General features: G+C 66.8%; 23 protein-coding genes and 1 pseudogene. 12 read left to right on the forward strand and 12 right to left on the reverse strand.

Annotated elements, in window-relative coordinates:
* Positions 1-27: 27 nt before the first annotated feature.
* The 5 genes from pgl to tkt are packed head-to-tail and all read right to left on the reverse strand — an operon-like array spanning position 28 to position 6,453.
* Entirely contained in the window at positions 28-777 is a 750-nt protein-coding gene (pgl, locus tag ACAG21_RS20850; RefSeq protein WP_370498159.1) for a 6-phosphogluconolactonase, read from the reverse strand.
* A complete protein-coding gene (opcA, locus tag ACAG21_RS20855) occupies positions 774-1,685 on the reverse strand; it encodes a glucose-6-phosphate dehydrogenase assembly protein OpcA (protein WP_370498239.1) in 912 nt (303 codons plus the stop codon). Before opcA ends, pgl begins: the two co-directional genes overlap by 4 nt.
* Positions 1,682-3,223 carry a glucose-6-phosphate dehydrogenase gene (zwf, locus tag ACAG21_RS20860; RefSeq protein WP_370498160.1) on the reverse strand — a complete coding sequence of 514 codons (1,542 nt, stop codon included), beginning with the start codon at positions 3,221-3,223 and terminating at the stop codon, positions 1,682-1,684. Before zwf ends, opcA begins: the two co-directional genes overlap by 4 nt.
* Positions 3,220-4,338 carry a transaldolase gene (tal, locus tag ACAG21_RS20865; protein WP_370498161.1) on the reverse strand — a complete coding sequence of 373 codons (1,119 nt, stop codon included), beginning with the start codon at positions 4,336-4,338 and terminating at the stop codon, positions 3,220-3,222. The genes zwf and tal overlap by 4 nt, the downstream gene beginning before the upstream one ends.
* A 15-nt stretch (positions 4,339-4,353) precedes the next feature.
* The gene (gene tkt, locus ACAG21_RS20870; RefSeq protein ID WP_370498162.1) at positions 4,354-6,453 is read right to left on the reverse strand and encodes a transketolase; all 2,100 of its coding nucleotides are present in this window, start codon (positions 6,451-6,453) and stop codon (positions 4,354-4,356) included.
* 264 nt (positions 6,454-6,717) lie between these two features.
* Here tkt and ACAG21_RS20875 point away from each other — a divergent pair, with 264 nt between their 5' ends.
* Both ACAG21_RS20875 and ACAG21_RS20880 read left to right on the forward strand, forming a co-directional pair.
* Positions 6,718-7,644, forward strand: a complete 927-nt coding sequence (locus ACAG21_RS20875) for a heme o synthase (RefSeq protein WP_370498163.1) — start codon at positions 6,718-6,720, stop codon at positions 7,642-7,644.
* A gap of 180 nt (positions 7,645-7,824) precedes the next feature.
* Positions 7,825-8,226, forward strand: coding sequence for a hypothetical protein (locus ACAG21_RS20880; RefSeq protein ID WP_370498164.1), 402 nt, complete (start codon positions 7,825-7,827; stop codon positions 8,224-8,226).
* 6 nt (positions 8,227-8,232) lie between these two features.
* On the opposite strand, the gene ACAG21_RS20885 is transcribed toward ACAG21_RS20880, so the two are convergent.
* Positions 8,233-9,207 carry a quinone oxidoreductase gene (locus ACAG21_RS20885; protein WP_370498166.1) on the reverse strand — a complete coding sequence of 325 codons (975 nt, stop codon included), beginning with the start codon at positions 9,205-9,207 and terminating at the stop codon, positions 8,233-8,235.
* Between the two features lie 19 nt (positions 9,208-9,226).
* Between ACAG21_RS20885 and ACAG21_RS20890 the strand changes: the two genes are divergently transcribed.
* A complete protein-coding gene (locus ACAG21_RS20890; RefSeq protein WP_370498167.1) occupies positions 9,227-9,874 on the forward strand; it encodes a hypothetical protein in 648 nt (215 codons plus the stop codon).
* Here ACAG21_RS20890 and ACAG21_RS20895 read toward each other — a convergent pair.
* The 4 genes from ACAG21_RS20895 to mptB all read right to left on the reverse strand — a co-directional run bounded on the left by ACAG21_RS20895 (position 9,824) and on the right by mptB (position 14,317).
* Complete coding sequence (locus ACAG21_RS20895) at positions 9,824-10,795, reverse strand: heme A synthase (protein ID WP_370498168.1); 972 nt, start codon at positions 10,793-10,795, stop codon at positions 9,824-9,826. The two genes, ACAG21_RS20890 and ACAG21_RS20895, sit on opposite strands and share 51 nt — an antisense overlap.
* A 92-nt stretch (positions 10,796-10,887) precedes the next feature.
* Complete coding sequence (locus ACAG21_RS20900) at positions 10,888-11,673, reverse strand: ABC transporter permease (RefSeq protein WP_370498169.1); 786 nt, start codon at positions 11,671-11,673, stop codon at positions 10,888-10,890.
* Complete coding sequence (locus ACAG21_RS20905; protein WP_370498170.1) at positions 11,670-12,620, reverse strand: ABC transporter ATP-binding protein; 951 nt, start codon at positions 12,618-12,620, stop codon at positions 11,670-11,672. Before ACAG21_RS20905 ends, ACAG21_RS20900 begins: the two co-directional genes overlap by 4 nt.
* Positions 12,617-14,317: a polyprenol phosphomannose-dependent alpha 1,6 mannosyltransferase MptB gene (gene mptB / locus ACAG21_RS20910; protein ID WP_370498171.1), complete on the reverse strand. Its 1,701-nt coding sequence runs from the start codon at positions 14,315-14,317 to the stop codon at positions 12,617-12,619. Before mptB ends, ACAG21_RS20905 begins: the two co-directional genes overlap by 4 nt.
* A 63-nt stretch (positions 14,318-14,380) precedes the next feature.
* On the opposite strand from mptB, the gene ACAG21_RS20915 reads away from it, so the two are divergent.
* The 7 genes and pseudogenes from ACAG21_RS20915 to ACAG21_RS20945 all read left to right on the forward strand — a co-directional run bounded on the left by ACAG21_RS20915 (position 14,381) and on the right by ACAG21_RS20945 (position 20,714).
* The gene (locus tag ACAG21_RS20915) at positions 14,381-15,187 is read left to right on the forward strand and encodes a helix-turn-helix transcriptional regulator (RefSeq protein ID WP_370498240.1); all 807 of its coding nucleotides are present in this window, start codon (positions 14,381-14,383) and stop codon (positions 15,185-15,187) included.
* Positions 15,188-15,240: 53 nt separating this feature from the next.
* Complete coding sequence (gene sufB, locus ACAG21_RS20920) at positions 15,241-16,704, forward strand: Fe-S cluster assembly protein SufB (RefSeq protein WP_370498172.1); 1,464 nt, start codon at positions 15,241-15,243, stop codon at positions 16,702-16,704.
* Positions 16,701-17,873 carry a Fe-S cluster assembly protein SufD gene (gene sufD / locus ACAG21_RS20925; protein ID WP_370498173.1) on the forward strand — a complete coding sequence of 391 codons (1,173 nt, stop codon included), beginning with the start codon at positions 16,701-16,703 and terminating at the stop codon, positions 17,871-17,873. Before sufB ends, sufD begins: the two co-directional genes overlap by 4 nt.
* Positions 17,873-18,649 (forward strand): Fe-S cluster assembly ATPase SufC, encoded by a 777-nt coding sequence (sufC, locus tag ACAG21_RS20930; protein ID WP_370498174.1) that lies wholly within the window; start codon positions 17,873-17,875, stop codon positions 18,647-18,649. Before sufD ends, sufC begins: the two co-directional genes overlap by 1 nt.
* Positions 18,650-18,651: 2 nt before the next feature.
* On the forward strand, positions 18,652-19,905 hold the full coding sequence (locus tag ACAG21_RS20935) for a cysteine desulfurase (RefSeq protein WP_370498175.1): 1,254 nt from the start codon (positions 18,652-18,654) through the stop codon (positions 19,903-19,905).
* Positions 19,906-19,914: 9 nt separating this feature from the next.
* Positions 19,915-20,443: pseudogene (gene sufU / locus ACAG21_RS20940) on the forward strand (Fe-S cluster assembly sulfur transfer protein SufU).
* On the forward strand, positions 20,367-20,714 hold the full coding sequence (locus ACAG21_RS20945) for a metal-sulfur cluster assembly factor (RefSeq protein ID WP_370498176.1): 348 nt from the start codon (positions 20,367-20,369) through the stop codon (positions 20,712-20,714). Before sufU ends, ACAG21_RS20945 begins: the two are co-directional and overlap by 77 nt.
* 7 nt (positions 20,715-20,721) lie before the next feature.
* On the opposite strand, the gene ACAG21_RS20950 is transcribed toward ACAG21_RS20945, so the two are convergent.
* Complete coding sequence (locus ACAG21_RS20950; protein WP_370498177.1) at positions 20,722-21,474, reverse strand: DUF5666 domain-containing protein; 753 nt, start codon at positions 21,472-21,474, stop codon at positions 20,722-20,724.
* A 162-nt stretch (positions 21,475-21,636) separates the two neighbouring features.
* Here ACAG21_RS20950 and ACAG21_RS20955 point away from each other — a divergent pair, with 162 nt between their 5' ends.
* Entirely contained in the window at positions 21,637-22,608 is a 972-nt protein-coding gene (locus ACAG21_RS20955) for a YihY/virulence factor BrkB family protein (protein ID WP_370498178.1), read from the forward strand.
* Positions 22,609-22,617: 9 nt separating this feature from the next.
* Here the strand turns inward: ACAG21_RS20955 and ACAG21_RS20960 are convergent, their stop codons facing one another.
* A complete protein-coding gene (locus ACAG21_RS20960; protein WP_370498179.1) occupies positions 22,618-24,447 on the reverse strand; it encodes an acyl-CoA dehydrogenase in 1,830 nt (609 codons plus the stop codon).
* Positions 24,448-24,726: 279 nt separating this feature from the next.
* Here ACAG21_RS20960 and trxA point away from each other — a divergent pair, with 279 nt between their 5' ends.
* Positions 24,727-25,077, forward strand: a complete 351-nt coding sequence (gene trxA, locus ACAG21_RS20965; RefSeq protein ID WP_085221813.1) for a thioredoxin — start codon at positions 24,727-24,729, stop codon at positions 25,075-25,077.
* Positions 25,078-25,096: the final 19 nt, after the last annotated feature.

Consider the following 25,096-nt stretch of genomic DNA (forward strand, 5'->3'; position numbering starts at 1 on the left):
CGACGCAAAGGCGCAGCGGGCGGGGTCCTAGGACCGGGCGGGCAGCTTGGCCGCGGCGTCCTCGTCGAGCAGCCAGAGCGTCGTCTCGAGGCCGATGGCTCCGGCGGCCGGAATATCCACCGGCTTGGCGCCGCCGATGGCGGCGGCGGCAGCGTCGCCCTTGGCGGCTCCCGACACCATCAGCCACACCTCGCGGGAACGCCGGATCGCCGGGATCGTCAAGGTGATCCGCTGCGGCGGGGGCTTGGGGGAGTCGTCGACGGACACCACCATGTGGGTGGTTTCCCGCACCGCCGCAGTGTCGGGGAACAGCGAGTTGATGTGGCCCTCGGGTCCCATGCCCAGCAGATGGACGTCGAAGTTCGGTACCTGCTCGCCGGGTTCGGCGTTGGCGGCCAGCAATTGTTCGTAGGCCAGCGCCGCGGCGGCGAGATCGCTGCCGAATTCCCCGTCGCTGGCGGCCATCGGGTGCACGTTGCTCGACGGGATGTCGATGTGATCGAGCAGGGCCTCCCGGGCCTGCTTCTCGTTGCGCTCGCTGTCGGCTAAAGGGACATAGCGTTCGTCACCCCAGAAGAGATGCACCTTCGGCCAGTCGATCTGGTCGGCGTGAGCGCGCAGATATTTCAACAGCCCGATGCCGTTACCGCCGCCGGTCAGCACGATCAGGGCGCGTCCGCGCGCCGCGACGGCGGCGTGGATGGTCTCGACGAGCCGGCGGCCCGCCGCCTCGACCAGCTGGTCGCCGTCCGGGAAAACTTCAACGGTTGTGCTCACGCGTATTGCACCTTATCGATTCCTTCGAGCGCGCTGAAGTAGACCTCGTCGGGGTCCAAGCGACGCATATCTTCGGCCAAGCATTCACGGGTTTCCCTGCGCGCCAACGGAACTAGCGCATCCGGTCGGCCGGTCCGGCTCAGGGTGGCCGTCGTTCCCTCCTGCGGCCTGCTCAGGGTGATGGTTTCGCTCTTGCGCACCAGCTCGACTTTGAGCTCCCCGACCTCGCGCCGAACCGGCCCGTCGATCCGGCTGGCCAGCCAGCCCGCCAGGACGTCGAGCGAGGGTTCGGTGCGCAGGCCGGAAACCAGCGCGGATTCGATCTTCTCGTGCGGTTTCTGGTCGACCGCGGAGGTGAGCAACGCCCGCCAGTAGGTGATCCGCGCCCAGGCCAGATCCGTGTCCCCGGCGGTATATCCGGGAAGCCGGCTCTTGATCGCCGACAGCGGGTCGTCGGTGTTGGTCGCATCGGTGATGCGCCGAATCGCCAACTTGCCCAACGGGTCTTGGGCGGGAACCGCGGGGGCGATATCGGGCCACCACACCACGACCGGGATATCGGGAAGCAGGAAGGGAATCACCACGCTGGCCGCGTGACCGGACAACGGGCCGGACAGCCGCAGCACCACGACCTCGCCGGCGCCGGCATCGCCGCCGACTCGAACCTGAGCGTCCAGGCGCGCATCCTGGCCGTCGGTGTCACCGGCCGCCACGACCAGGACCCGGCTGGGATGCTCGTGGCTGGCGGCGTTGGCCGCCACGATGGCCTCTTCGAGCAGAGTGTCGTTGTCCGACTTGATGATCAGCGTCCCGACCCGGCCCATCATGACCACGCCGGCCTCTTCGCGCAGGGCATCGAGCTTCTTGTTGACCGCGGTGGTGGTGGTGTCCAGCAGATCGACGATCACGGCCGCCGCCATTCGCGCCCGGTGCGGCGCAACATCTCATCCGCCGAGGCCGGACCCCAGGTGCCCGACTCGTATGGGTCGGGCTTCCCGTCCGATGCCCAATGGTCGAGGACGGGATCGAGTATCTGCCAAGCCAATTCGACCTCCTCGTTCACCGGGAACAGCGACGGCTCACCGAGCAGCACGTCCAGGATCAGCCGCTCATAGGCCTCGGGGGAGTCTTCGGCAAACGCCGAGCCGTAGGAAAAGTCCATGTTGACGTCGCGGACTTCCATCGAGCCCGGGACCTTGGAACCGAACCGCAGCGTGATGCCCTCGTCGGGCTGCACCCGGATCACCAGCGCGTTGGCGCCGAGCTCGTCGGTCATGGTGGCGTCGAACGGCAGATGCGGAGCCCGCTTGAAGACCAGGGCGATCTCGGTGACCCTGCGGCCCAATCGTTTTCCGGTGCGCAGGTAGAAGGGCACTCCGGCCCAGCGGCGGGTGTCCACCTCGAGCGTGATAGCCGCGAAGGTTTCGGTGGTGGAGTCCTTCGAGAAGCCGTCCTCGTCGAGCAGTCCCACCACCTGCTGGCCGCCCTGCCAGCCGGCCGCATATTGGCCGCGGCTGGTGGTCTCGTCGATCGGCTGCGCGAGTTGGGTGGCGGAGAGGACCTTGATCTTCTCGGCCTGCAACGCCTGGGCATTGAAGCTGACCGGCTCTTCCATCGCGGTCAGCGCCAACAGCTGCATCAGGTGGTTCTGGATGACGTCGCGGGCCGCGCCGATACCGTCGTAGTAACCGGCACGTCCGCCCAGCCCGATGTCCTCGGCCATCGTGATCTGCACGTGGTCGACGTAGTGCGCGTTCCAGATCGGGTCCCAGAGTTGATTGGCGAAGCGCAGCGCCAAGATGTTCTGAACCGTCTCCTTGCCGAGATAGTGGTCGATGCGGAACACCGACTCCTCCGGAAACACCGAGTTCACTACGTGGTTGAGATCGCAGGCGCTCTTCAGGTCGTGGCCGAACGGCTTCTCGATGACGACCCGGCTCCAGCGGTCCTCCTGCGGGCGGGCCAGCCCGGAGGAGTGCAGTTGTTCGCACACCACTGGGAAGGACTTCGGCGGGATCGCCAGGTAGAACGCGTGATTGCCGCCGATCCCGCGCTCGACGTCGAGCTTGTCGAGTGTCTCGGCGAGCCGCACGAAGGCCTGGTCGTCGTCGAAGGCGCCCGACACGAACCGCAGTCCCTCGGCCAACCGCTCCCAAATGGCCTGCCGAAAGGGGGTGCGGCAGTACTGCTTGACGTCGTCGTGGATGACCTGGGCGAAGGCGTCATGATCCCAGTCGCGGCGGCCGAAGCCGACCAGCGAAAAGGTCGGTGGCAGCAACCCGCGGTTGGCCAGGTCGTAGACCGCGGGCACCACCTTTTTGTGCGCCAGGTCGCCGGTGACCCCGAACAGCACCATGGCGCATGGCTCGGCGATCCTGGGCAGCCGCTTATCGTCTTTGTCCCGCAATGGGTTACGCCATTGCGCGTTGTCCGCGCTCGGCGTCATTTGGTAGTGGTGCTCAGCTGCTTCTGTGTCTCGTCGAGCAACTCGGTCCAAGATTCGACGAACTTCTCCACGCCTTCGTTCTCCAAGACCACGAACACGTCGGTCACGTCGATGCCGACCTCGGAGAGCTTGTCGAACACGCCCTGAGCCGCGTCGGCAGTGCCCGTGATGGTGTTGCCGCTGACCACGCCGTGGTCGGCGACGGCGTCAATCGTCTTCTCCGGCATGGTGTTCACCGTGAAGGGCGCGACCAGCTCGGTGACGTACAGCGTGTCGGAGTAGTCGGGATTCTTGACACCGGTCGACGCCCACAGCGGCCGCTGCACGCGGGCGCCGGCGGCCTTCAGCGCCGCGAAGCGCTCGCCGTCGTCGAACACCTCCTGGTAGGCCGCGTAGGCCAGCCGGGCGTTGGCCACACCGGCCTGGCCGCGCAAGCCGAGTGCGTCCTCGGTGCCGATCGCTTCCAGTCGTTTGTCGATTTCGGTGTCCACCCGGGAGACGAAGAACGACGCCACCGAGTGGATCTTGGACAGGTCGTGTCCGGCCTCGCGGGCCTTCTCCAGGCCGGCCAGGTAGGCGTCCATCACCTCGCGGTGCCGCTCGACGGAGAAGATCAGCGTGACGTTGACCGAAATCCCTTCGGCGAGAACGGCAGTGATGGCCGGGATGCCCGCTTTGGTGGCCGGGATCTTGATCAGTAGGTTCGGTCGGTCGACGATCTTCCACAGCTCGATGGCCTGCGCGGTGGTCTTGTCGGTTTCGGCGGCCAGTCGCGGGTCCACCTCGATGGACACTCGCCCGTCCACGCCGTCAGAGGCCTCCCACTGCGGCCGCAGCACATCGCACGCGGTGCGCACGTCGTCGGTGGTGATGGTGCGGATGGTGGCATCCACGTCCGCACCCCGCTCGGCCAGCTCGGCGATCTGCGAGTCGTAGGTGTCGCCGTCGGCAAACGCCTTCTGGAAGATGGACGGGTTGGTGGTCACGCCGACCACACTCTTGGTGTCAATCAGCTCCTGCAGGTTGCCGGACTGCAGCCGGTCCCGCGACAAGTCGTCAAGCCACACGGATACGCCCGCGGCGGCCAGCGCCGCGAGGTTGGGGTTCTGGGTCATCTGAATCAGCCTTTCTCAGTTGTCGACTACTTCTTCCGCGGCGGCAGCGACGGCCTCCGCGGTGAAGCCGAACTCACGGAACAATGTCTTGGCGTCGGCGGATTCGCCGTAGTGCTCGATCGAAACGATCTTCCCGGTGTCGCCGACGAGCTTGTGCCACGGTTGCGCGATCCCTGCCTCGACGGCTACCCGCGCCGAGACCGACGGCGGCAGCACGCTGTCGCGGTACTCGGCCGGCTGGGACTCGAACCATTCGACACAGGGCATCGACACCACCCGAGCGAGGATGTCCTTGTCCGCCAACAGCTTTGCGGCGTCGACCGCAAGCTGAACCTCGGAGCCGGTAGCGATCAGAACGACGTCGGGTTCGTCACCAGCTTCAGAGCCCTCGTTACTCAGCACGTAGCCACCGCGGGCGACGCCCTCGATGTTGGTGCCCTCGAGGACCGGCACGCCCTGGCGGGTCAGGATCAGGCCGACCGGTCCGCTTCCGTTGCCGCGCGCCAAGATCGTGCGCCACGCGTACGCCGTTTCGTTGGCGTCGGCCGGACGCACCACCGACAGCTTCGGGATGGCCCGCAGCGCTGCCAGGTGCTCGATGGGTTGGTGAGTCGGACCGTCCTCGCCCAAACCGATGGAGTCGTGCGTCCACACGTAGATGGTGTCGATGTCCATCAGCGACGCCAGCCGCACCGCGGGGCGCATGTAGTCCGAGAACTGCAGGAAGGTGCCGCCGTAGGCGCGGGTCGGGCCGTGCAGCACGATGCCGGACAGGATCGACCCCATCGCGTGTTCGCGAATGCCGAAGTGCAGGGTGCGACCGTACCAGTCGGCTGTGTAGTCCTTCGTCGTGATCGACGGTGGGCCAAAGGATTTCACGCCATCCATGGTGGTGTTGTTGCTGCCCGCCAGGTCGGCCGAACCGCCCCACAGTTCGGGCAGCTTCGGTCCCAGCGCGGAGAGCACCTTGCCGGACGCCGCGCGGGTGGCCAGCGCCTTGGATCCGGGCTCCCAATAAGGAATGTCGGCGTCCCAGCCGTCGGGCAGCTGCTGGGCGGTCAGCCGGTCCAGCAACGCCTTGCGCTCGGGTTCCCGCTGCGCCCAGGCGTCGAACTCCGCTTGCCACTTCTCGTGGGCCTCGTTGCCGCGGTCCACCAGCTTGCGGGTGTGGGCGATGACCTCGTCGCGCACCTCGAAGGTCTTGTCGGGGTCGAACCCGAGAATCTTCTTGACCTCCGCGATCTCCTCGTCGCCCAGCGCCGCGCCGTGCGCCTTACCGGTGTTCATCAAGTTCGGCGCCGGGTAGCCGATGATGGTGCGCAGCGAGATGAACGACGGCTTGTCGATGACGGCCTTGGCGTTGGCGATGGCCTCCTCGATACCGACGACGTTCTCCCCGCCCTCGACTTCCTGCACGTGCCAGCCGTAGGCGCGGTAGCGGGCCGCGGTGTCCTCGCACAACGCGATGTCGGTGTCGTCCTCGATCGAGATCTGATTGCGGTCGTAGAACACGATCAGATTGCCGAGCTGCTGCACGGCCGCCAGCGAGGAGGCCTCGGAGGTGACGCCCTCTTCGATGTCGCCGTCTGACGCGATCACGTAGATGTAGTGGTCGAACGGGCTTTCACCCGGCGCGGCGTCCGGGTCGAACAGACCGCGCTCGTAGCGCGCCGCCATCGCCATCCCGACCGAGGACGCCAGGCCCTGACCGAGCGGACCGGTGGTGATCTCGACACCCTTGGTGTGCCGAAACTCCGGGTGGCCCGGGGTCTTCGAGCCCCAGGTGCGCAGCGCCTCGATGTCGGACAGTTCGAGGCCGAACCCGCCGAGGTAGAGCTGCAGGTACAGGGTGAGGCTGCTGTGCCCGGCCGATAGGACGAACCTGTCCCGACCCAACCAGTGCGGATCGCTGGGGTCGTGGGTCATGGCGCGCTGGAACAGCGTGTAGGCCAGCGGGGCCAGGCTCATCGCGGTTCCGGGGTGGCCATTGCCGACCTTCTGGACCGCGTCGGCGGCCAGCACCCGCACCGTGTCGACGGCGGCCGAGTCGATCTCGGCCCAGTCGTCCGGATGCTGCGGTCGGGTCAGCGTGGAGATCTCTTCAAGAGTGGTCACAGGCGTCAGTCCTTGGGTGGCCGTAAACAGAGCGCGGATCAATCCTCACCCTAGTGCGGGAGTGGCAGCGTTTGCAGTGCGGGTTTGTGGGTAATCATGGGTGCCGCCGTGGACATGACGCGCAGGCGTCGCCGAACTTGCGATCAGTGCCGTCGGCGGGAAATTCTGTGTGAATAGACCCTCGAGTCTGGCCGCGGTGACAACGCGGTCTACCATCGTGCGTAGTAGATCCTGCGCCCCGCTGCGACCCCAAGGAGTTATTGCGTGAGCGTTCGCGGGCGCCTAGGGCCAACCCGAGCGTCGAGCCGAATACGCGGCACGGTGCTGGCTTATGTGGCGCTGACGAAGCCGCGCGTCATCGAGCTGCTACTGGTCACCGCGATACCGGCGATGCTGCTGGCCCACCGTGGCCACGTGGACCCGGTCCTGATCCTCAACACGCTGATCGGCGGGATGCTGGCGGCCGGCGGAGCCAACACGCTCAACTGCGTGGCCGACGCCGACATCGACAAGATGATGAAGCGGACCGCGCGCCGGCCACTGGCCCGTGCCGCGGTGCCGACGCGAAACGCCTTGGCCCTGGGGCTGGTGCTGACGGTGAGTTCGTTCTGCTGGCTGTGGTGGACGACGAACCTGCTCTCGGGACTGCTGGCGCTCGCCACCATCGCGTTCTACGTGTTCGTCTACACCCTGCTGCTCAAGCGCCGCACGTCGCAAAACGTCGTGTGGGGCGGTGCGGCCGGCTGCATGCCGGTGATGATCGGCTGGTCGGCGGTCACCGGCACCATCGGCTGGCCGGCGCTGGCGATGTTCGCGATCATCTTCTTCTGGACGCCCCCGCACACCTGGGCGCTCGCGATGCGGTACAAGGACGACTACAAAGCGGCCGGCGTTCCGATGCTGCCCGCGGTGGCCACGGAGCGTCAGGTCACCAAGCAGATCCTGATCTATACCTGGCTGACCGTGTTGGCGACGATGGTGCTGGCACTGGCCACCGGCTGGCTGTACACGGCGGTCGCGGTGGTGGCCGGGGTGTGGTTCCTGGCGATGGCCCACCAGTTGTACGCGGGGGTCCGCGCCGGTGAGCCGGTCAAGCCGCTGCGGCTGTTCCTGCAATCGAACAACTACCTCGCGGTGGTGTTCTGCGCGCTGGCGGTCGACTCGGTGATCGCCTTGCCCACGCTGCTCTGAGCTGCACAGCGTAAATCCCGTTCGTCACTTCGGCACCGCCCTTTTTTGGGATCGGTAGCCGGTCATCGCGCATGTAATGGGCGCGCGACCCGATTTGCATAGCTAAAACCTATGCAGCCCAAAGGGCGCAGTTCGATACTGACTCTCAGCAGCAAAGCCTGCAGAAAAGGACATGGGCCCATGGAAGGCATGCGCATCGTCAAGAAGGTGATCGCCGCGGCGCTGCTGTCGGGCGGTCTGGTGCTCGCCGATTTCGGCCTGACCGGGGCCATCGCCGGCGCTCAACCCGCGCCGGTGCCGCTGGATGCCTGGCCCGGCTGCCCGAACGACCACCCGTCCGGGCCATGCCACTGGTGCCCCGGGCAACCGTTGCCGCCCACCGGCAATCACGTCACCAACCCGGTTGTTTGGGACAACAACATTTGCCACACCTACTATTACGTTTACTTCGGGCAAGGCAATGTGGCCCAAAACATTTGGGACGGCGAGAATCCGCCGCCGCCACCTCCACCGCCGCCGCCGGGTCTGATCAACAAAGACAACTGCCAGCAGATCCTCGGAATCTTCTGCCCTAAGGCGTGAATTCGCTTACGGCAGTAGCACAATCGAGCCGGTGGTCTTGCGGCCCTGCAGGTCCTGATGGGCGCGGGTCGCTTCGGCCAGCGGATAGCGGCCGCCGACTTCGATGTTGATGGAACCGCCTGCCACCGCCTCGAACAATTCCTCGGCGCGCCAGTTGAACTCCTGGCCGGTGCGCATGAAGTGCGCCAGCGTCGGGCGGGTCAGGAACACCGAACCCGCGGCGTTGAGCCGCTGCGGATCCACCGGCGGCACCGGCCCGCTCGAAGCGCCGAACAGCGCCAGGGTTCCGCGCACGGCCAGGCTGGCCAGGCTGGCGTCGAACGTGGTCGCCCCGACGCCGTCGTACACCGCGGCCACGCCGAGACCTCCGGTGAGGTCACGAATCCGCCGGCCGAACTCAGCGGCGTCGTCAGGGTAGGACAGCACCTCGTCGGCGCCGGCCTTCCTGGACATCTCGGCCTTCTGGGGCGTGGAGACGGTGGTGATGACCCGGGCGCCGAGTAGGTGTGCCCATTGGGTCAGGATCAGCCCGACGCCGCCGGCCCCGGCGTGCACCAGCACCGCGTCGCCGGCCTGCACCGGATACACCGACTTCAGCAGGTAATGCGCTGTCAGGCCCTTCAACAGCACCGAGGCCGCGATCTCGGAGCTGACGCCGTCGGGCACCTTGGCAGTCAAATGTGCTGGCGCAGTGGAGAATTCAGCATATGCGCCGGACGCGGCCGCGGACACCACCCGGTCGCCGACCCGGAAGTCTTCGGTTGCATCGCCGACTGCCGCGACGGGGCCGCACACCTCGGAGCCCAGGACGAACGGCACCTCGCGCGGGTATTGCCCGGATCGGAAATAGGTGTCAATGAAGTTGACGCCGATCGCCTCAGCCTGGATCAGCAGCTCGCCGGGACCCGGCGAGGGTTGTGATGTGTCGACGTAACGAAGGACCTCGGGGCCGCCAGTTTCACTGACTTCGATTGCGTGCATGTGGATATCATGCCCGGGCATGAAGCTTGCCCGCCCGGACGTCTTCCACCCCCGCATCGTGCTGGCCGGATGCCGCCGGGACCCCGACGACGCCGGCCTGGTGTCCGCGCTCCGAACGCGGGGCCTGCACGCTCGCTGGCTGCGGTGGGACGACCCGGAGACCGTTGGCGCCGACCTGGTGATCCTGCGCGAAACCGCGGACGCCGGCCGGCGCGACGAGTTCCTCGCCTGGACCCGCCGGGTCAGGAACCTGTTGAATCCGCCTGCGGCGGTCGCCTGGAATCTGGAGCGGCGATACCTGCATGACATCGAGAAGGCCGGTGTGCCAACGCTGTCGGGCGCGACGGCACAGTCGGTGTTGATCTTCTTCGGAGGGCAGCGGTCCCACGCCTGGCCGGTCGAGCCGGAGTTCGAGAGCTGGGACCTCGGTTACGCGGCGATCGCCGCGGCGGCCCGATGCGCTGGAATCCGCGCCGGCGAACTGCTCTACGCGCGCGTCGACATTTGCGACGCGCGGGTGGCCGGACTCGACGTGGTCGCGCCGTCGCTGGGTTGGCGGCAGTTGAACGCCGCCGCACGTGAACAGGCCCAGCGCGGGTTCGCCCTGGCCGTGGAATCAGCCTGCGAGCGGCTCGGGCTCGGCCCGTTCTCGCATCGAGGCCCATAACGCCGCGGTCGCGGCGGTGCACGCCGCGGCACCGGCGACGTGGATGGCGACCAGGGCAGCCGGGACGCCGGTGAAGTACTGCGTGGTGCCGACGGCCGCCTGTAGGCACACGAGCCCGAGCAGCACACCCAGCCGCAGCAGGATCGGCCGCGCCGCGCCGACCGCCAGCAGCCCGAAGCCCAGCCCGACCAACAGCGCGAGATAGGCGACCAGCAGCGACGAATGCATGTGCACCAGCGTGGTGATCTCGACTTTCAGTCGCGGCACCGTCCTGCTGGGGCTGCGGTCTCCCGCGTGCGGCCCGGCCGCGGTCACCAGCGTGCCGGTGACCAACACCACCGCCAGGTTCACCCCGGTCAGCGCCGTGAGCAGGCGCAGCGGCCCGGCCACCCGCGCGCGCACGACGCCGTCATCCGGCTCGCCGATCTTGACGTAGAGCAGCACCGACAGCCACACCATCGTCATCGACACCAGCAGATGGATGGCCACCGTCCACCACAGCAGCCCGGTGCGCACGGTGATGCCGCCGATCACGGCCTGCACCACCGTGGATACCGGCATCAGCCATGCGTAGGCCCGCACCTCGGTGCGTCGTCGGGCCCGGTACACCGCCAGCACCGCGAGCGCGGCGGTGACGACCACCGCGAGGCTGAAGAGCCGATTGCCGAACTCGACGGTCTGGTGCACCCACGGCACCTCGGCGACCGCGACCGGGACGAAACTGCCCGGAAAACACTGCGGCCAGGTGGGGCAACCCAGCCCCGACGCGGTGACCCGCACGATCGAACCGGTGACCGCGATACCGCCCTGAGACAGGATCACGGCGGCGGCGATGATCCGCTGGACGCGCAGGCTGGGGTCGGGGAGCAGGTCCACCAACCGCATCAGCACTCGTCTCGCCACCGCCCGATCGTAGGCCAATGAGAACTACGAGATGTAGTAGGGCCACCAGCGCCGAGGCGGTGATTTCGCGGGCCGGCCTCGCCGTGTCGGCTGCGTGGTTACCGTGCCGCTCAGGTGAAACGGAACCAGCGCAGCGCGCCCAGTGCGGCCGCCGCGCCCCACACCGCCAGGACGACGACGCCGAACCAGTCGACCGACAGCGTCATCGCCTGCGACAGCGCCTCGGTCAGCGCGCCGGACGGGGTGAGCCGGGCCGCCCATTTGACCGCGGTCGGGATCATGTTCGTCTCGAGCGTCAGCGCGCCCAGTCCGGCGAAGACGAACCACATCAAGTTGGCCACCGCGAGGACGATCTCGGCGCGCAGCGTGCCGCCGAGCAGCAGACCCAGTGCCGTGAAGGCGGCAGTGCCCAGTGCGATGACCGCCGCGCCCAGCACGAGAGCCAGCGGCGCGGGCCGCCAGCCCAGGGCAAAACCGATGGCGCCCAAAATGATTGCCTGCAGAAATACGACGGTGATCACGGCCAGGGACTTGCCGGCGATGATGCCCCAGACCGGAAGTGGCGTGGCCCCAAGTCGTTTCAAGGCCCCATACCTGCGGTCGAACGCGATCGCGATGGCTTGCCCGGTGAATGCCGTCGAAATCAGGGCCAGGGCCATGATGGCCGGCACGAACGTCGCGGCACGGTTGTGGCCGAATGAGCCGAACGGCAACAGCGTCAGGCCGACCAGCAGCGTGATCGGGATGAACATGGTCAGCAGTAGCTGTTCACCGTTGCGCAGCAACAGCTTCAGCTCCAGCCCGAACTGGGCGGCCAGCATCTTCGGCACAGCGCTGGGACGCGGATCGGGGGTGAAGGTGCCGGGGGGGAACACCGGGGTGTCGGTGTCGGTCATGATCGCAACTTCCTGCCGGTGAGCTCCAGGAACACGTCTTCGAGGCTGCGTTGCTCCACACGCATATCGGTTGCCAGCACGTCGATTTGGGCACACCACGCCGTCACGGTCGCCAGCACCTGCGGGTCGACCGGTCCCTCGACCAGGTACTCGCCCGGGGTCACCTCGGTGGCCTTGTAATCCTCCGGCAGTGCGGAAGCCAAGAGCGACAAGTCAAGTCGCGGCGGTGCGGTGAACCTCACCTGGTCTTTCGCGCCGGAGCGCATCAGCTCCGCCGGTGTGCCTTCCGCGACGGTCGACCCCCGGTCGATGATGACGATCCGGTCGGCGAGCTCCTCGGCCTCCTTGAGCTGGTGCGTGGTCAGCACCACCGTCACACCGTCGCGGCGCAACGCGTCGATCAGTTCCCACACCAGCAGCCGGGCATGCGCGTCCATGCCGGCGGTGGGCTCGTCGAGGAACACCAGTTCCGGGCGTCCCACCAGCGCGCAGGCCAGCGCGAGCCGTTGCTGCTGCCCGCCCGAGAGCCGCCGGTATGTGGTGCGGGCGGCATCGGTGAGCCCCAGGGTGGCCAGCAGCCACTGCGGGTCCAACGGGTCGGCGGCGTAAGAGGCCACCAAGTCGAGCATTTCGCCGGCGCGGGCCGCCGGGTAGCCGCCGCCGCCCTGCAGCATCACCCCGATACGCGCGCGCAGCTTGGTGTTATCGGCGACCGGGTCCAACCCCAGCACCTGGATCGTGCCGGCGTCGGGACGTACGAAGCCCTCGCACATCTCGACGGTCGTCGTCTTGCCGGCGCCGTTGGGCCCGAGCAGGGCCAGCACTTCCGCGGCGCGCACGTCGAGATCGAGATTGGCGACAGCGGTCGTCGAGCCGTAATGCTTACTCACCCCGCACAGCCGCACCACCGTCTCGGGGGCTTGGGGGTCTAGGCGGCCCGAACTCACGTCGAGTCAGCGTAGGCGTCGGGCGCCGACTCGGATCGAGGGGTCTGGACGGTCGCGCGGGGCTCGGCGCCCGGCGACCCGTCGCCGTTGCCGGTGGACGCGGGCTGCAGCGGTCGCCACGGCAGGCGGGTGTAGGTCAGCGCGACCAGCACGGCCATTACCGCGGCGCTGGCCAGGGTGGCATCCAGGATCTGGAACAGCGCGAACCGATCGCCGTTGGCGGTCGGTCCGAAGATCCCGACGACGAGCGTGATCACGATGACCGTCTCGCGGAAGCCGGTGCGCGTCGCCCAGCAGGCCAGCGGAATGATCGCCCACAGCAGGTACCAGGGCTGCACCACGGGAAACAGCAGCACGCAGATGCCCAGCGCGACGCCCAGGCCGCCGATTGGGTGCAGCCGGCCGCGGAAGACCGCGAACAGCAACCAGCTGACCAGCACCATGATGATCAGCACGCCGATAAAACGCGTCAGGGCCAGCACGGCGGTGGTGTGATCGCCCAGGCCCAGCAGAATTCCGACCTGTCCGGTGGCCAGGGCCAGCAGTGTGGGCGGTGACATCCAGCTGCGCACCACGTTGGCGGTGCCCAGCGTGAACATCCAGCCGAATCCGAGCCCACTCGCCCAGCCCACCAGGCCCATCACCGCCAGCGCCAGCGACCCGATCCCGCCGCCGGCCAGCAGCAGCGCCCGCAGGTTGCCGCCCCAGCGATGAGCCAGCGCCATCGTGACGAATCCCAGCCCCAGCAGCGAGGGCAGCTTCACCTGCGAGGACAGCGTGATCAGGATGGAGCCGGCCAGCAACATGCCCAGCGGCTCCCAGTCGGGGCCCAACCGGCGCCAGGAGACGGGCCGCAGCCGGGGCGCATCGATACCGCGCAGCGCGTATTCGGCGCCGATCAGCATCAACCCGAGCATCAGCGCCTCGTTGTGGATGCCGGCCACCAGATGCATCAGCAACAGCGGATTGGCCACACCCAGCCACAGCGCGCTGACCTCGGCGACGCCGCAGCGCCGGGCCAGCCGCGGTACGGCCCACACAATCATCGCCACACCGGCCAGCACCACCAACCGGTGGCAGAGCACCGCGGCGACGATGTTCTCGCCGGTCAGCGCCGAGATGCCGCGCCCGATCCACAGGAACAACGGTCCGTAGGGCGCCGGCGTCTCGCGCCACACACTGGGCACCGAGAGGGTGAACACATGGCCGAGGCCCAGCCCGGACGCGGGGCCGACCTGGTACGGGTCGAGGCCCTCCAGCGAAATCTGGCTCTGCGCCAGGTAGGAGTAGACGTCCTTGCTGTACATCGGCGGCGCGATCAGCAGCGGCAGCATCCACAGCACCAGGGTGCGATCCAGTTCACCGCGTGACATCTGCCGCTTGCCCAGCGCGAATCGGCCCAGCATCAACCAGGCCAGCGCCATCATGACCGCCCCGACCGTGGTCATCGTCAACGACACCGTCTGAATCCGGGATGGCAGGTTCAGCAGCCGCACCCCGAACGTGGGGTCCTGGACGACGGGACGGGCGCCGGCGCCCAGGGCGCCGATCCCCATCAGCACCGTTCCGGTCGCGCCGAACAGTCTGGTGCGCCGAACTGCGGTGAGTTCGGTCTCATTGAGCGGTGAGCCCACAGGCTTCTCGTCGCCGTGCAACGCGGCGATCGACGAGCTCAGCGAGTGGTGGCGCTCTGCCATCAGTGCAGCGTAGCGGCATGCCGCGAGGCCGCGGCCCGATGCTCGCCGTGCGATCGGCACCACCTGGCACTGAGGGCAGCCTTGCTGGACCGTTTTCCGGAATTGCGTCACACTGGTGTTGTGAAAATCCGGACTGCCGAGGAAACCCAGGAAGTCGGCGTCGTGCCGGCGACCGGTGCCGCGGCTCCTACCGTCGTTCCGGATGGTCACACCCGCCGCGCCATCGTGCGGCTGTTGCTGGAATCCGGGTCGATCACCGTCAGCGAGATCTGTGACCGGCTGGGTCTGGCGGCGGCGGGCGTGCGGCGTCACCTGGACGCGCTGATCGACGCGGGCGACGCGGAATCGGCGGCCGCCGCGGCATGGCAGCAGGCCGGACGCGGGCGCCCCGCGAAGCGTTTCCGGTTGACGGCGGCAGGCCGGGCCAAGCTCGACCACTCCTACGACGACCTGGCGGTCGCGGCGATGCGTCAACTGCGCGAGATCGGCGGACAGGGCGCGCTGCAGACGTTCGCCCGGCGCCGTATCGACACGATCCTGGCCGACGTCGAACCCGCCGACAGTGCCGACGACGCCGACGTCGAGGCCGCCGCCCAACGTGTGGCCGGTGCACTGACCAAGGCCGGCTACGTCGCCACCACGACCCGGGTGGGCCCGCCGCTGCACGGCGTGCAGATCTGCCAGCATCACTGCCCGGTTTCGCATGTGGCCGAGGAATTCCCGGAACTGTGCGAGGCCGAGCGGGAGGCCATGGCCGAAGTTCTCGGCACTCACGTGCAACGGTTGGCGACCATCGTCAACGGCGATTGCGCCTGTACCACCCATGTGCCGCTCGCACCGGTTGCGAGCAAGGCAGCAAGCAAGACCTAGCATCAAGCGGCGCCCAGCCCGCGCGCCGGCACCAACATCAAAGGAGCGTCCGCATGACACTCACGCCAGAGGCAACCACGCCGCCGGTCACCGGAGCGCCTTCCGGGCCCCTGACCCAGGAGCAGACGATCGATTCCCTGGGCAAGTACGGCTACGGCTGGTCGGACTCCGACGTCGCGGGTGCCAGCGCGCAGCGCGGCCTGTCCGAAGCCGTGGTCCGTGACATTTCGGGAAAGAAGAACGAGCCGGAGTGGATGCTGCAGACCCGGCTGAAGGCGTTGCGCACGTTCGACAAGAAGCCGATGCCGCACTGGGGCTCGAACCTCGAGGGCATCGACTTCGACAACATCAAGTACTTCGTGCGCTCCACCGAGAAGCAGGCGGCGTCGTGGGAGGACCTGCCCGAGGACATCCGCAACACCTACGACCGGCTGGGCATCCCCGAGGCGGAGAAGCAGCGCCTGGTCGCCGGTGTCGCCGCGCAGTACGAGTCCGAGGTGGTCTATCACCAGATCCGGGAGGACCTGGAGAGCCAGGGCGTGATATTCCTGGACACCGACAGCGGTCTGCGCGAACACCCGGAGATCTTCAAGCAGTACTTCGGCAGCGTGATCCCGGCCGGTGACAACAAGTTCTCCGCGCTGAATACCGCTGTGTGGTCGGGTGGTTCGTTCATCTACGTGCCGCCGGGCGTGCACGTCGACATCCCGCTGCAGGCTTACTTCCGGATCAACACCGAGAACATGGGCCAGTTCGAGCGGACGCTGATCATCGTCGACGAGGGTGCCTATGTGCACTACGTCGAAGGCTGTACCGCGCCGATCTACAAGAGCGACTCGCTGCACTCTGCGGTGGTAGAGATCATCGTGAAGCCCGGTGGCCGTTGCCGTTACACGACGATCCAGAACTGGTCGAACAATGTGTACAACCTGGTCACCAAGCGCGCCCGCGCCGAAGCGGGCGCCACGATGGAGTGGGTCGACGGCAACATCGGGTCGAAGGTGACGATGAAGTACCCGGCGGTCTGGATGACCGGCGAATACGCCAAGGGTGAGGTGCTGTCGGTGGCGTTCGCCGGCGAGGGTCAGCACCAGGACACCGGTGCCAAGATGCTGCACCTGGCGCCCAACACGTCGAGCAACATCGTCTCCAAGTCCGTGGCACGCGGCGGTGGCCGCGCGTCCTACCGCGGCCTGGTGCAGGTGAACAAGGGTGCCCACGGCTCTCGCTCCAGCGTGAAATGCGATGCGCTGCTTGTCGATACGATCAGCCGCAGCGACACCTACCCGTACGTCGACATCCGTGAGGACGACGTGACGATGGGTCACGAGGCCACCGTGTCCAAGGTCAGCGAGGACCAGCTCTTCTACCTGATGAGCCGCGGCATGACCGAGGACGAGGCGATGGCGATGGTGGTGCGCGGCTTCGTCGAGCCGATCGCCAAGGAACTGCCGATGGAGTACGCGCTGGAGCTCAACCGGCTGATCGAGCTGCAGATGGAGGGCGCGGTCGGATGACGGCTCTGCAGGGATCGTCGGCCGCCGCACTGAACAAGGGGGAGCTGTTCGCGTCGTTCGACGTGGATGCTTTCGAGGTGCCCAGCGGTCGCGACGAGATCTGGCGGTTCACCCCGCTGCGCCGGTTGCGCGGGCTGCACGACGGCTCGGCCGTCGCCAACGGCAAGGCGCAGATCAGTGTCGGCGAACAGCCCGGCGTGCAGACCGAGATCGTCCGCCGCGGCGACGAGCGGCTCGGTCAGGGTGGTGTTCCCACTGATCGTGTTGCGGCCCAAGCTTTCTCGTCATTCAACTCCGCGACGGTGGTGACCGTCCCGCGTGACACCGAGGTCGCCAAGCCAATCGAAATCGCGATCACCGGGCCCGGCGAGGGCGCGGTCGCTTACGGGCATCTGCAGATCCGCGTCGAGGAACTCGCCCGCGCGATCTTCGTCATCGACCTGCGCGGCAGCGGGACCTACGCCGACAACGTCGAGATCATCGTCGGCGACGCGGCGGCTGTCGGGGTCATCTGGATCGCCGACTGGGCCGACGACATGGTGCACGTCAGCTCGCATCACGCACGGCTGGGCAAGGATTCGGTGCTCGGCCACGTCAACGTGACGCTCGGGGGCGATCTGGTCCGTACGTCGACGACGGTGCGGTTCACCGCACCCGGCGGTGACGCCCAGCTGCTCGGCACCTACTTCGCCGACGATGGCCAGCACTTCGAATCGCGGTTGCTCGTCGACCACGCGTACCCCAACTGCCGGTCGGATGTGTTGTACAAGGGTGCGCTGCAAGCGGATCCGGAATCCAGCCGCCCCGATGCACACACCGTCTGGGTGGGCGACGTGCTGATCCGCGCGGAAGCCACCGGCACGGACACCTTCGAGACCAACCGCAACCTGTTGCTCACCGACGGCGCCCGCGCCGATTCGGTGCCTAACCTCGAGATCGAGACGGGCGAGATCGTCGGCGCCGGACACGCAAGTGCCACCGGAAGATTCGACGACGAGCAGGTGTTCTACCTACAAGCTCGCGGTATCCCGGAGGATCAGGCCCGCCGGCTGATCGTTCGCGGATTCTTCGGCGAGATCATCCAGAAGATCGCCGTGCCCGCCGTGCGCGAACGGCTCACCGAGGCCATCGAACACGAACTTGAGTTAACCGAAGGAATCAAGAACTGATGACCACGCTCGAAATCAAGGATCTGCACGTCAGTGTCGCGCGCACCAACGAGTCCGACGCCATCCCGATCCTCAAAGGCGTTGACCTCACCGTGAAATCGGGGGAGACGCACGCGCTGATGGGCCCGAACGGGTCCGGCAAGTCCACCCTGTCCTACGCGATCGCCGGGCACCCGAAGTACGAGGTAACGTCCGGTTCGATCACGCTGGACGGCCAGGATGTGCTGGCGATGAGCGTCGACGAGCGGGCGCGGGCCGGCCTGTTCCTGGCCATGCAGTACCCGATCGAGGTGCCGGGGGTGTCGATGTCGAACTTCCTGCGCACCGCCGCCGCGGCCGTGCGCGGTGAGGCGCCGAAGCTGCGGCACTGGGTCAAGGAAGTCAAGGGCGCGATGGACGATCTGGGGATCGATCCGGCGTTCTCCGAACGCAGTGTGAACGAAGGCTTTTCCGGTGGTGAGAAGAAGCGCCACGAGATTCTGCAGCTATCGCTGCTCAAGCCGAAGATCGCGATCCTGGACGAGACCGATTCCGGCCTGGACGTCGACGCGCTACGGGTGGTCAGCGAGGGCGTCAACCGCTACGCCGAAGCCGAACACGGGGGTGTCCTGTTGATCACCCACTACACCCGGATCCTGCGCTACATCCAGCCGCAGTTCGTGCACGTGTTCGTCGGTGGCCGCATCGTCGAGTCGGGGGGTCCCGAACTGGCCGACGAGCTCGAAGCGCACGGCTACGAGCGCTTCACCAGCCAAGCGGCGTCCGCGGGGGCGTAACCATGGCGGCCTCCGTGAATCCACTGGACGTCGCGGCGATCCGTGCTGATTTCCCGATCCTCAAGCGCATCATGCGCGGGGGAAAGCAGTTGGCGTATCTGGATTCCGGCGCGACGTCGCAACGCCCGCTGCAGGTGCTCGACGCCGAGCGGGAATTTCTGCTGACCTCCAACGGTGCCGTGCACCGCGGTGCGCATCAGCTGATGGAAGAGGCCACCGACGCCTACGAGGAGGGCCGGGCCGACATCGCGGCGTTCGTCGGCGCCGACGCCCAGGAGCTGGTCTTCACCAAGAACGCCACCGAATCGCTGAACCTCGTGTCGTATGTGTTGGGCGACAAGCGATTCGACCGGGCCGTCGGTGAAGGCGACGTCATCGTCACCACCGAGCTCGAACATCACGCCAACCTGGTCCCATGGCAGGAGCTGGCTCGGCGCACCGGGGCGACGCTGCGGTGGTACGGAGTCACCGACGACGGCCGTATCGACCTGGACTCGCTACAGCTCGACGAGCGCGTCAAAGTCGTTGCGTTCAGCCATCACTCGAACGTGACCGGCGCGCTGGCGCCGGTGGCCGAGCTGGTCGCCCGGGCCAAGGCGGTGGGCGCGCTGACCGTGCTGGACGCCTGCCAGTCGGTGCCTCACCAGCCGGTCGACTTCCATGCCCTCGACGTCGACTTCGCCGCGTTCTCCGGTCACAAGATGCTGGGCCCCAACGGGATCGGTGTGCTGTACGGGCGTCGTGAGTTGCTCGAGACGGCGCCGCCGTTTATCACCGGTGGTTCGATGATCGAGACGGTCACGATGGAAGCCACGACGTATGCCGCGCCCCCGCAGCGGTTCGAGGCGGGCACTCCGATGACTTCCCAGGTGGTGGGGCTGGGCGCGGCGGCACGCTATCTGAGTCAACTCGGCATGGACGCCGTGCAAGCCCACGAGAACGAGCTGGTCGCCGCGGCCCTCGACGGGCTGTCCGGTATCGACGCGGTGCGCATCGTCGGGCCCACCGCGATGGAAAACCGGGGCTCGCCAATCGCATTCGTCGTCGACGGCGTGCACGCTCATGACGTCGGACAGGTGCTCGATGACGAGGGCGTCGCGGTGCGGGTCGGGCACCACTGCGCGTTGCCGCTGCACCGCCGATTCGGTGTCGCCGCCACGGCGCGGGCGTCGTTCGCGGTGTACAACACCGCCGACGAGGTCGAGCGGCTGGTGGCCGGCGTGCGCCGGGCAATAGAGTTCTTCGGCGGGGTGTGAACCGTGCGCATGGAGCAGATGTATCAGGACGTGATCCTCGATCACTACAAGCACCCGCAGCACCGCGGACTGCGCGAGCCGTACGGCGCGCAGGTCTATCACGTGAACCCGATCTGCGGCGACGAGGTCACGCTGCGGGTGACGTTGTCCGACGACGGGCAGACCGTCGCCGACGTTTCCTATGACGGGCAAGGCTGTTCGATCAGCCAGGCCGCCACCTCGGTGCTCACCCAGCAGGTGATCGGCCAAAGCGTGGGGGAGGCGCTGAAGACCATCACCGCGTTCACCGAGATGGTGTCGTCGCGGGGAACGGTCGACGGCGACGAGGATGTCCTCGGCGACGGCATCGCCTTCGCCGGAGTTGCCAAGTACCCGGCGCGGGTGAAATGTGCTCTGCTGGGATGGATGGCTTGCAAAGACGCACTGGCCCAGGCCAGCCATGCTTTCGAGGAGGACCAACGATGAGCGAAACCACCGCACCCGACGAGGAATTCATCGCCGACCTCGAGGAGGCGATGCGCGACGTCGTCGACCCTGAACTCGGGATCAACGTCGTCGATCTGGGGCTGGTCTACGGCCTCAACGTCGAGGACGGCGACGAGGGAAAGGTCGCGACCATCGACATGACGCTGACGTCGGCGGCCTGCCCGCTGACCGATGTGATCGAGGACCAATCGCGTAGCGCGCTGGTCGGCAGCGGTCTGGTCAATGACCTGCGGATCAACTGGGTGTGGAACCCGCCGTGGGGCCCGGACAAGATCACCGAGGACGGCCGCGAGCAACTGCGCGCCCTCGGCTTCACCGTTTAGCCGCCGCTCAGCTGTGGTGACCCGTGGGCTTTTTGCCCACGCATTTGCCGTCGTGGGCGGGCCGCAGGTCGATAGTCGTCGCTTGTAGCGTGCCGCTACCGTCTTGATTGCCTTGCGCGGTCAGGCATTTGCCTTGTGCGATCGCCTGAGTGTCGGCACTGGCTTGCTTGCTGTACCGCGTCTGGTCTGTGACCGTGACCGGGGTCTGCGAACCGGCGCCGGTGACGGTGATCGTGTTACCCGCGACGGACGCGACGGTACCCCGCACCGGCGGGTTCTTGGCCCCAGCGCCCGGCGGGGGCGTGGTCGATCCGCCGGGGGCGTTGCCCGACGGGCATTTCCCGTCGACGGCGGGGCTCACCCGCACGGACGCCGCGGTGAGCGGTTGATCCGGCTGGGATTCCCGATGCGCGGGTCGTACGACGACGCAACTTCCGGCGGTGACGTCACTGCGCGCCGCCGCGGTGACCTCGGTGACCTTGGTCGACGTCGTGAAAGCCACTGCGGCGTTGCCCTTTTCCTGGGTGACCTGTGCGGTGTTTCCCGACACCGATGCGATCAGACCCTGCACCCGGGCGTGGCCGCTGGCCGGTGGCGGGGCAGACGTCGCGGGTGCGGACGCACTACTGGTGGGGCCGGTCGACGAGGACGGGGCGGCCGTGTGCGACGAGCCACACGCCACGACGGATGCCGCGGTGACTCCGGTGAGCGCGAACACGGCGAACCGGGCGAGCCGAGACCGATGAGCGTTGGCAGCCATCAACGTTTCTCCAATCGTGGTGTTGGTCCCAACGTTTACCGGATCCAGCTGTGCCGCAGCTATGAGTTCACGCCGCCGCACGGGGGTTGGCCGTCGCTGATTTGGGGTATGCCCAGCTCATCTCATGTCGAGTTGGGTTTGTGGGGGGATGAGTGATCGGCGATGGTCGGCTGGCTGGACGATTTGCAGCGTCGGAACCGCGGCGTGAGTGTGACCGTCGCGGTCATTTACAAATATCTCGATGATCAAGGCGGCTATCTCGCCGCGCTGATCACCTACTACGGCTTCGTGTCACTGTTTCCGATGCTGTTGTTGTTGACCACGGGTCTGGGTGTGGTGCTCGCCGGTCGCCCCGACCTGCAGGAGCAGGTGCTGCACGGCACGTTGAGCCAGTTCCCGGTGATCGGCAGCCAGCTGCATCAGCCCGCAGGGCTCAGCGGGGGGTCGGTCGCCGTGGTGGTCGGAATCCTGGGTGCGCTCTACGGTGGGCTGGGCGTCGGCCAAGCCGTGCAAAACGCCATGGACTCGGTGTGGGCCGTGCCGAAGAACAAACGTCCCAACCTGCTTCGGGCCCGCGTGCGCAGTTTCGGATTGCTGTTCGTGCTCGGTTCGGCGGTGATCGCGGCGACCGTGCTGTCCGGGATCGCCCAGACGACTCAGGAATTGGGCGTCTTCGGAAGGATCGGCGTCACGCTCACCGCTGCGGCGGTCAACACAGTGATCTGTCTGGTGGCCTTCAAGGTGACCACGTCGAAGGAACTCAGCTACCGACAGGTGCTGCCGGGAGCCGTTGCGGCAGCGTTCATTTGGCAGATACTGCAGTGGTTCGGCGCCGGCTATATCCAGCACACGGTCAAGACGGCGAGCGCCACCAACAGTGTTTTCGCGTTGGTGCTGGGGTTGCTGGCGTTCCTGTATCTGGTGTCGACGACGCTGGTGCTGTGCGCCGAGATGAACGTCGTGCTCGTCGAGCGGCTGTACCCGCGCGCGTTGCTCAGCGCTTTCAGCGACGATGCCGAACTCACGCCGGCCGATCGCCGGACCTACGCCAAGCGGGCGAAAGCCGAGCGCGTCAAACCGCTCGAGCGGGTGATCGTCAGGTTCAACGACGTCAACCGACCCGTGACGCCGTAACGGCCAGTATCAGAACGCCTCTTCGGAAATACGCATGACGTCGTCGTCGATGGATTCGATGACGCGGCGCAGCGAGGTCAGCTTCGGCAGCATGTTCTTGCCGAAAAATGCCGACGTCGCGATCTTGCCCTGATAGAACGCGACGTCCTTCTCGGCGGGATTGTCGCCCAGCGCCGCGTGCGCGACGCCCGCCTGCACCAGCAGTCGCCAGCCGATCAGCAGGTCGCCCACCGCGAGCAGATAGCGCACCGAACCCAGGCCCACCTTGTAGATCTCGGTCGGGTGCTGCGTCGCGGACATCAGGTAACCGGTCAACGCCCCCGTCATCGCCGTGACCTCGTCGAGGGCGGTTTGCACGGCCTGCGCTTGCGCTTTCAACGCCTCGTCGCAGTTGTCGATGGTGTCGCTGATCTGAGCGGTGACGAACTGCAGCGCCGCGCCGTGGTCGCGGACGATCTTGCGGAAGAAGAAGTCCAGGGCCTGGATCGCGGTGGTGCCCTCGTAGAGCGAATCGATCTTGGAGTCGCGGATGTACTGCTCCAGCGGGTAGTCCTGCAGGAAGCCCGAGCCGCCCAGCGTCTGCAACGACTCGGTCAGGATCTCGTAGGCCCGCTCTGAGCTCACGCCTTTGACGATGGGCAGCAGCAGATCGTCGACACGGTGCGCCATTTCGTGGTCGGCGCCCGAAACTTGTTGTGCCAGTGCATCATCCTGATGCGCCGCGGCATACATGTAGAGCGCCCGCAGTCCTTCGGCATAAGCCTTCTGGGTCATCAGACTGCGGCGCACATCGGGGTGGTGCATGATCGTGACCCGCGGCGCGGTCTTATCGGTCATCTGAGTCAGATCGGCGCCCTGAACCCGTTCCTTGGCGTAGGCCAGCGCGTTGAGGTAACCCGTGGAAAGCGTGCCGGCGGCCTTGACGCCGATGGTCATGCGCGCGTGCTCGATCACGGTGAACATCTGCGCGATCCCGTTGTGCACGCCGCCGACCAGATAACCCACCGCGGGCACATCCGTGGCGCCAAACGTCACCTCGCAGGTCGGCGACGACTTGATGCCCATCTTGTGTTCGAGCCCGGTGACGTAAACCCCGTTGCGGGCCCCGAGTTCGAACGTGTCGGGGTCGAACAGGTAGTTGGGCACGTAGAACAGGCTCAGCCCCTTGGTGCCGGGGCCCGCACCTTCCGGGCGGGCCAGCACCAGATGGAAGACGTTGTCGGCGGTGTCGCCGACGTCACCGCCGGAGATGAAACGCTTGACGCCCTCGATGTGCCAGGTGCCGTCCGGTTGCTCAATGGCCTTGCTGCGGCCGGCGCCGACATCGGAACCCGCGTCGGGTTCGGTGAGCACCATCGTCGCGGCCCAGCCGCGTTCGACTCCTTCTGCCGCCCAACGCTTTTGCTCTTCGTCGCCCTCGGCCCAAAGTGCTTGTGCCATAAAGGGACCCAGACAGAAGAAGCTTGCCGACGGGTTGGCGCAGAAGATCATCTCGTTGACCGCCCAGGCCAGCGGCGGCGGAGCGGGCATGCCACCGATGTCCTCGGCCAGACCGAGGCGCCACCACTCGGCGTCTTTGATCGCTTGCACGGTCTTGGCCAGCTCGGGCGCCACGCTGATCGTGTGCTCTTTGGGATCGAACACCGGTGGGTTGCGGTCGGCGAACGCGAAAGTCTCGGCGACCGGCCCTTCGGCCAGGCGAGCGGCCTCGGACAAGATGGTCCGCACCGTGTCGGCGTCCAGCTCGCTGTACTGCCCGGCGCCGAGTATTGCGTCTACCTCGAGAACTTCGAAGATGTTGAACTCGAGATCACGGACGTTGGCGATGTAGTGGCCCAAGACATCTCCCTCAACCGGTCCGTCCGGCGACGGATCATCAGCCCTAAGTCTGTCCGAGCGGGGAAAACCTCCGCAACCGTAACCTCAGGGCACTCACCGTGGTCTCCCGCACACGAAAACCCAACTGTTCATTGGGAAGATCGGCCCGCGTCACTGTCCCGGCATTGCGGTACGCACCGTCGCGCTGGCCAATCGCCGCTGGCGGGAGCAGTATGGGAGTGCGCCAATGGTCGACATTCGCGTGGGAACATCCGAGCAGTACCCGGCGTTAGGCGAAATGTGACAACACAGGATCTCACTGCGGAGCAGTTCAACGCGACCATCGAGAACAACGACATCGTGCTGGTCGACTTCTGGGCTTCCTGGTGCGGGCCCTGTCGCCAGTTCGGGCCGACTTTCCAGGCGTCGTCGGAGAAACACCCCGACATCGTCCACGCCAAGGTGGACACCGAAGCCGAACAGCAGCTCGCCGCTGCCGCGCAGATTCGGTCCATTCCGACGCTGATGGCCTTCAAGAAGGGCAAACTGCTGTTCAATCAGCCGGGTGCTCTGCCGCCGGCGGCGCTGGAAGACTTGGTGCAGCAAATCAGGGACTTCGACGTCGAGGCGGCGCAAGCCGATCAGGCCTGAGCCAAGCTTGGTCCAAGCC

Origin of the sequence: Mycobacterium sp. pR1184, from assembly GCF_041287235.1 — a bacterium.
Taxonomy (GTDB): domain Bacteria; phylum Actinomycetota; class Actinomycetes; order Mycobacteriales; family Mycobacteriaceae; genus Mycobacterium.

Coding starts and splice junctions, on each gene's coding strand:
- zwf (WP_370498160.1), bottom strand. CDS start 3,223: ATGACGCCGAGCGCGGACAACGCGCAATGGCGTAACCCATTGCGGGAC.
- tal (WP_370498161.1), bottom strand. CDS start 4,338: ATGACCCAGAACCCCAACCTCGCGGCGCTGGCCGCCGCGGGCGTATCC.
- ACAG21_RS20950 (WP_370498177.1), bottom strand. CDS start 21,474: ATGGCTGCCAACGCTCATCGGTCTCGGCTCGCCCGGTTCGCCGTGTTC.
- ACAG21_RS20945 (WP_370498176.1), top strand. CDS start 20,367: ATGAGCGAAACCACCGCACCCGACGAGGAATTCATCGCCGACCTCGAG.
- ACAG21_RS20890 (WP_370498167.1), top strand. CDS start 9,227: ATGAAGCTTGCCCGCCCGGACGTCTTCCACCCCCGCATCGTGCTGGCC.
- sufB (WP_370498172.1), top strand. CDS start 15,241: ATGACACTCACGCCAGAGGCAACCACGCCGCCGGTCACCGGAGCGCCT.
- sufC (WP_370498174.1), top strand. CDS start 17,873: ATGACCACGCTCGAAATCAAGGATCTGCACGTCAGTGTCGCGCGCACC.
- mptB (WP_370498171.1), bottom strand. CDS start 14,317: ATGGCAGAGCGCCACCACTCGCTGAGCTCGTCGATCGCCGCGTTGCAC.
- sufD (WP_370498173.1), top strand. CDS start 16,701: ATGACGGCTCTGCAGGGATCGTCGGCCGCCGCACTGAACAAGGGGGAG.
- ACAG21_RS20955 (WP_370498178.1), top strand. CDS start 21,637: ATGGTCGGCTGGCTGGACGATTTGCAGCGTCGGAACCGCGGCGTGAGT.
- ACAG21_RS20900 (WP_370498169.1), bottom strand. CDS start 11,673: ATGACCGACACCGACACCCCGGTGTTCCCCCCCGGCACCTTCACCCCC.
- ACAG21_RS20880 (WP_370498164.1), top strand. CDS start 7,825: ATGGAAGGCATGCGCATCGTCAAGAAGGTGATCGCCGCGGCGCTGCTG.
- ACAG21_RS20885 (WP_370498166.1), bottom strand. CDS start 9,207: ATGCACGCAATCGAAGTCAGTGAAACTGGCGGCCCCGAGGTCCTTCGT.
- ACAG21_RS20935 (WP_370498175.1), top strand. CDS start 18,652: ATGGCGGCCTCCGTGAATCCACTGGACGTCGCGGCGATCCGTGCTGAT.